1 protein-coding gene is annotated in these 1,127 nt (G+C 64.3%); it reads right to left on the bottom strand.

The features are described 5' to 3' along the window. Nucleotides 1-1,127, bottom strand: a 1,127-nt coding sequence (locus H9641_RS19785) for an FAD-dependent oxidoreductase (protein ID WP_191806119.1), incomplete at both ends; no start/stop codon positions are given.

Genomic DNA, 1,127 nt, shown 5'->3' with positions numbered 1-1,127 from the left:
GTCCTCGACGAGGTGGCGGACGGTCTCGGAGGCGTCGGACTTGGTGTGCCCGATCAATCCGACCGGCCCACGCTTGATCCACCCCGTGGCATAGACCCCCGGGACCTGCTCACCATCGATGTCGATCACCCGACCCTCACGGTTGGGAATGACACCCTTGAGCTCGTCGAACGGGACCTCGGGCAGCGGCGACCCGAAATACCCCACCGCCCGATACACCGCCTGCACCGGCCAGTCCTGGAACTCCCCCGTCCCACTGACCGTCCCGTCCCCGTTCAAGACCGTGCGCTCGGTACGCAACCCCTCGACCTTCTCCCGCCCCAGCACCGCGACCGGAGCCTTCAAGAAATGCAGGTGCAACCGCCGCGAAGCCGTGAACTGCGACGGATCCTTCAACGTCCAGTCCGTCAACGTCTTGACGACCTGCTTCGTCTGGTTCGACGAATTGATCGCCGCCATCGACCCCTCGTCGAACTCGAAGTCCTCCGGATACACGATCACGTCCACGTCCGGCACATGACCCAGCTCACGCAGCTCCAACGGCGAGAACTTCGCCTGCGCCGGACCACGCCGCGCGAACACGTGCACATCCGTCACCGGCGACGCCTTCAACCCCGCATACACGTTGTCCGGGATCTCCGTGGGCAACAGATCATCCGCGTGCTTGGCCAAGATCCGCGCCACGTCCAACGCCACGTTCCCCGCCCCCAGCACCGCGACCTCCCGCGCCTCCAACGGCCACTCCCGCGGCACGTCCGGGTGCCCGTCGTACCACGACACGAAATCGGCAGCACCGAACGACCCCGGCAGATCGATCCCCTCGATCGCCAACGCCGCATCCCGGATCGAACCCGTCGAGAAGATCACCGCGTCATAGAACTGCCGCAGATCGTCCAGCTTCAGATCCACCCCATAATCCACGTTCGCCAACAACCGCACATCACCACGCGCCAACACCTTGTGCAACGCCACGATGATCGCCTTGATCCGCGGATGATCCGGCGCCACCCCATACCGCACCAGACCAAAAGGCGCAGGCAACCGCTCGAACAGATCGATACTCACCTCGACATCCGTCTTCGACAGAATGTCCGCCGCATAGATACCAGCAGGACCAGCGCCGACGA

This window comes from Oerskovia merdavium, from assembly GCF_014836755.1.
In the GTDB taxonomy this organism is placed as follows: domain Bacteria; phylum Actinomycetota; class Actinomycetes; order Actinomycetales; family Cellulomonadaceae; genus Oerskovia; species Oerskovia merdavium.
Note: the sequence above shows the minus strand (reverse complement) of the source record. Positions and strands in the feature narration are given on the sequence as shown.